3 protein-coding genes are annotated in these 5,397 nt (G+C 71.7%); 2 read left to right on the forward strand and 1 reads right to left on the reverse strand.

Annotated elements, in window-relative coordinates:
* A partial coding sequence (locus JWR81_RS10955) for a nitrile hydratase accessory protein (protein WP_297650150.1) occupies positions 1–280 on the forward strand: 280 nt, incomplete at its 5' end.
* A 425-nt stretch (positions 281–705) separates the two neighbouring features.
* On the opposite strand, the gene JWR81_RS10960 is transcribed toward JWR81_RS10955, so the two are convergent.
* Positions 706–1,752 carry a carbamate kinase gene (locus JWR81_RS10960; protein ID WP_297650152.1) on the reverse strand — a complete coding sequence of 349 codons (1,047 nt, stop codon included), beginning with the start codon at positions 1,750–1,752 and terminating at the stop codon, positions 706–708.
* A gap of 219 nt (positions 1,753–1,971) precedes the next feature.
* Between JWR81_RS10960 and JWR81_RS10965 the strand changes: the two genes are divergently transcribed.
* Positions 1,972–5,070 (forward strand): AAA family ATPase, encoded by a 3,099-nt coding sequence (locus JWR81_RS10965; RefSeq protein ID WP_297650154.1) that lies wholly within the window; start codon positions 1,972–1,974, stop codon positions 5,068–5,070.
* The last annotated feature ends 327 nt before the right edge of the window (positions 5,071–5,397 follow it).

A 5,397-nucleotide genomic window follows, 5' to 3' on the forward strand; every position in this document is an offset into this window, starting at 1 on the left:
CGAACCCTGGCAGAGCCGGGCCTTCGGCATGGCCGTCACCCTCCACGACACCGGCGCCTTCGCCTGGGCACAGTTCCAGACCGCACTGATCGCCCGGATCGCCGCCTGGGAAACCAGCCACCCCACCAGCGAGAGCTGGAACTACTACCAACACTGGCTCGGCGCCCTGGAGGACGTCCTGGCCACCGACAGCACCGTGTCCGCCGACGAGATCACCGCCCGGGCCGCCGCTCTCGCCGACCGGCCCGCCGGACACGATCATGGAGACCACACGCACTGAGCGACCTGCACCGATCACGGGCGACGGAGCGACGGTGACCGTGCCGTCGCTCCGTCGCCCGCTCGGCGTTCGTCTGCTGGACGGTCCGACCGGACGGTGTCAGGTGCGGAGGCCCGGTCAAAGATCACTCGAGGACCGCCCGCTTCGTGCGCATCGAGGGCGGCGTCGTCCCCCGGCACCGAGATCACGGCGACGTCCGATCCGCGCTGCCTGGCGGGTGCCTGGCCGAAGGTCCGGGCCCGTCGTTCGCCAAGGGCCGCGAGCTCGCCCACGTCGAAGACCTCCTGACCGGGATCTCCACGTCGCCGGGGTCGCCGTGGCCGGTCGACGCAGGTCGACGTCCGCGGACGAGCGCAGCGCGCGGGTCCCCGACAGCTGGTCGACCGAGTCGACGCGGGTGTCGCGCGACAACCGGACCGAGTGGATCACGGCGCGACTCCTGCCGACGTCACGGCGGTTGCGGAGCCGGTGCTCGCCGCGGTGTCGGCGGACGGGGGCGCGACCGGCGCGGCCACGACGCGAGTGCCGAGATCCGCGTCCCTGTGCTCGCGAGCACCCACCACCGGTGCGGTGAGCGACGAGACCGCATGCTCCGTATCGGTGACGACCGACATCGCGCCACCTGATCGCACGAACCGGATGGCGGAGCGGATCTTGGGTCCCATGCTGCCCTCGGGGAACTGCGAGTCATCGGCGTGCGCCTGGACCTCGTCGACGGTGATGTCGGCGATCGCCCGCGCCTGCGGGGTGCCGTAGTCGAGCAAGACGCGGGGGACGTCGGTGACCAGTACGAGCGCGTCGGCACCCAGGGCGGTGGCCAGCCGCTGCGCGGCGAGATCCTTGTCGATCACCGCATCGACACCGCACAGTGCGGGGCCGTCCTCGATCACCGGGATCCCGCCGCCGCCGGCCGCGATGACGAGCATGCCCTGATCGACCAGTGACCGGATCGCTTCCAGTTCGACGATGCGTCCCGGTTCCGGAGAGGCGACCAGGCGCCGGAAACCGCGGCCCGCGTCTTCACCGACCGTCCAGCCCCGCTGCCCGGCGAGCTCACGGGCGACGTCCGGGTCGAGAAAAGGTCCGATCGGCTTGGTCGGGTGGGCGAACGCCGGATCCGCCCGGTCCACCACGACGTGCGTCACGAGCGAGACGACGCCCGGTGGCCGACCGGCACCCGCCTCGTGCAGGGCGAGCGTCAGCAGACAGCCCAGCTGACCTTCGGTCATCGCGTTGAGCACGAACAGCGGCAGCTCCGGTACCCGGGAAGCCCCCTCCTCCTGCTGGATCGCGAGGTTCCCGACCTGCGGGCCGTTGCCGTGCACGATGACGACACCCCATCCCGCATCGCGGAGCCGGCAGACCGCGGCGGCCATGGCACGGACGTTGGCTGCCTGCTCCACGAACGTTCCGCGCTGGCCGCTGCGAATGATGGCGTTGCCCCCGAGAGCGACGACAGCGGTCTTCGACATGGGCTGAAGCCTCCGATGAGTACACAGAATCTACGATAGATGAATGATATCTACTATAGTAGACGATCGGGCGGGCATAATACACGTGCGGGAAACCTCCGCAGCCGTGCACGTCTGTAGTGTTCGGGCGTGCAAACGGCCCTGCGGGTTCATCTGCTCGGCCCCTTCACCGTCGAGGGCGACCTAGCGGCACCGGTCCCCCCGGGCAAAGCGAGGCGTGTGCTCGCAGTGCTCGCCGACCGGCGCGGTGAGTTCGTGGCCACCGGTGCCCTCATCAGGGCTCTGTGGGACGACGATCCGCCCGAACGCGCGGACCGCAACGTGGCCGCGCTGATCAGCAGGCTGCGCAAGGCCGTGGGGCGCGACAGGATCGACGGCACCGCTGCCGGCTACCGGTTGGTCGCCGACCACGTCGCCGTCGACCTGCACGAGGCGGTGGAGCTCCTGGAGATCGCCGAGTCCGAGTTGGGACGGGGTCATGTCGCCGTCGCGTCGACGGGGTCCGAGCAGGCCACCAGACTGCTCTCCGGCGACATCGCCATGGCGGGGGAACATGCCGACCCGTGGGTGGTCGACGTGCGCGCGTCGGTGCGCGGATATCTTCGCAGAGCCCGCATCTGCTGGGCCGCTGCAGCGCTGGAACTGCAGGCCAACGACGTCGCCGTCACCGTCGCCACGGATGCCCTGCGCGACGATCCGCTCGACGAGGAGGCCTGCCGCATCGTCATGCTCGGGCACCAGCGAGCCGGCAGGACCGGCGCCGCGCTCGTCGCTTTCCGCGCACTGCAGAACGCGCTCGCCGAGCACCTCGGCAGCGACCCGTCGCCGCGCACCCAGTCGGCGTTCCTGTCCGTGCTGCGGGCGGAGAGCACACCGGTGGCCGACCGACCCGGCCCCCACACCGCGACACAGGGCGAGAACGTCCCCCTGGTGGGACGCGACGCCGAGCTGGCCGAGCTCAGCGGCCGATGGGCGGCGGCGGCAGCGCGAACGCCGTCGATGACGATCGTCACCGGTGAGGCCGGCATCGGCAAGACCGCCCTGGTCACCGAGTTCGCCGCCGAGACCGGACGCACCGGCGGGCTCGTCGTGTCCGTCGGCTGCTACGAGGCGGAACGCACGCTCTACCTGCAGCCGTTGATCGAGGCCGTCCGCTCCGTGACGCAACGGATGACGCGCGCGGACCTCCGCGAGCTCGCCGGGCCGCGCCTGGGCACCCTGACCGCCCTGATCCCGGAGCTGGTCGACGGCGTCGGGCCCGACGGCTACGAGCTCGGCGGACCCGAGCTCGAGCACCGCCGCAGTCTGGACGCGCTCGGCGGCTTCCTCGTGCGGCTCAGCACCCGGCAACCGGTCCTTCTGGTGATCGAGGACATGCAGCACGCCGGTCAGCAGACGATCGAGGGCCTGCACCTGCTCACGGATCACTGGCAGCGCAGCCGAACGATGGTCGTGCTGACGGAGCGCACCACCGAGGACCCGCTCGTCACCGCACCGTTGCGCGACAGCGCGGAGCACCTGTCGCTGGGCCCACTCACCCCGGAGGCCGTCGTCGTGCTCGTCGAGCGTTCCGGTCTCGCCTACGACGCCGAGAGGCTCCACACCTGGACCGGTGGGTCCCCCCTGTTCCTGACCGAGCTGCTGCGGCACCCGATGCACTCCCCCGAGGGCGGCACGACGCTGTCGGTGCCCGATTCGCTGCAGGAGGCCGTCGCACGGCGGATCGAGCACGCCGGTCCCGAGGTCTCGCTCCTCCTCGGCCATGGTGCCGTCCTGGGCACGACCTTCGCCCTCGACGACGTCGCCGCGCTCAGCGGGATCGACGTCGAGGTCTGTGCCGGGCCTGCCGGCCGAGCGTTGCGCGCCGGCCTCCTGGAGGCCGCGGGCAGCAACTTCCGCTTTCCCAACGACATCGTCCGACAAGTCGCGTACAGCTCCGTTCCGGAGCCCGTGCGGATCAGCCGGCACCGCCGCATCGCAGCGCTCTGGGAGGCACGGCCCGAGGCGGCCGCCCCGCATCTGGTCTCGGCCGGTGATCTACGCGGGGCGGCAGGCGCCTGGCTCGCTGCGGCCCACCTGGCTCACCTGGCCTTCGCGCACACCGACGCCGTGGCGTTGCTCGGCCGAGCCATCGAGGCGGCGGAGGCCGGCGGCGACAGCACCCAGCTCGTGACCGCCCACCTGCGTCGCGGGCAAGCCCTGTGCGACCTGGGCCGACACGACGAGGCACGCTCAGACCACGAGACAGCCCTCACACTGGCGCGCGAGTCGGGAGACTCGGAGCTCGAGGCCCGAGCACTGGAGCAACTGGGCTGGACGGCGCTCTACGCCCGGGACGCACTCGTCGCCGTCGACTTCGCCGAGCAGGCCACCCAGCTCGCCGAGTCGGCAGCAGCCGCACCCCAGGCGTTGCCAAGCGCCACGTTGCTCCTGGGCCGGGTGCGGCATTGGGACGGCGACTACGCCGGCGCCGGCGCCGCCTACGAGCGTGTACTGGCGGCCGATCCCGGCGACTCCACCACGGCTCTCGCGCTGGCATACCAGGGTGCGCTGCTGCAACACCAGGACCGGTTCGCCGAGGCTCGCAACGTGCTCGCCCGCGCGGCCGTGCTGTGCCGGCGCGCGGGCGAGTTCCGCCCGCTGCTGCAGACCTTGTTCTTCACCGCGCTCGCCCGCGGGGACTCCGGTGACCTGGCCGGCGCGCTCCGCGCCCTGGACAGCGCCCGCCGGTTGATCGATGCCGAGAACATCGAGTTCTACCGCGCCGGCATCGAGACCACCACGTCCTGGCTGTGGCAGGAGCTCGGTCAAGTGCACCGTGCCCGCGAGCACGCACAGCGGGCCGTCGAGCTGGCCCGGCGAGGCGGTGGGGCACTGGAGCTCGAGCAGGAACTGCACGCCCAGCTCGCCGTGGCCGATTGCGATCTGCTTCTCGGCAGAGCGGACGACGCGGCGGCGACCGTCGAGCTGGCAGCGCCGATGCTGAAGCGGTCGTTGCCGTTCCGGCCGCGCGCGGCGATGCGACTGCTCGAGATGCGCGCCCGGTTCGATACCGGGTTCGCGGAGGATCTCCTCGATGAGGCGCAGCACTTCTCGTCCCCGAAGTACCAGGCACTGGCACTGAGCCATCTCGGACGGCACGAGGACGCCGCCCGGATCGCCGGGTCGATCGGATCAGACCTGCTCGTGGCCCAGCTCGGCAGCCACCCCGACCGGCGGTCGGCGCTGAGCCGGATCGCCGGAGCCCTTCCCACCGAGATCAGGGACGGCTTCGTCAGCACGGGCCGGTTGTCGGTGCAGCCCCATCGCTCCGTCTGATCCGGCCTTCGGTCTCGCCCCGCGCCGCCACCGCAGCTCCGAGGGCGTCCGGCCCGGTGCTGCTGCGACGCAGCACGGCCGTGAGCCCACCGAGAATCGGGCACGCGGCTCGACGGGGGCCACCGTGGCGGACACGATCGTCCGGTGCCGGGCGGTGGCGACTGCCGGCGCCCGGCACCGCGACGAGTCGCCCGTGGGTCAGAGCGTCCAGGTCTGCATGACCAGTGCGCCTTCACGGCGCGCGGTCAGGGTGCAGTCCAGGACGTCGAGCGGGTGGATCGGCTGCACGCCCTCGATCAGGTCCGTCTCACGCATGCCGTAGAGCGC

This window comes from Pseudonocardia sp., assembly GCF_025965585.1.
In the GTDB taxonomy this organism is placed as follows: domain Bacteria; phylum Actinomycetota; class Actinomycetes; order Mycobacteriales; family Pseudonocardiaceae; genus Pseudonocardia.

Excerpts from the sequence above, each read along its gene's own strand:
- JWR81_RS10960 (WP_297650152.1), bottom strand. The coding sequence starts at position 1,752 with ATGTCGAAGACCGCTGTCGTCGCTCTCGGGGGCAACGCCATCATTCGC.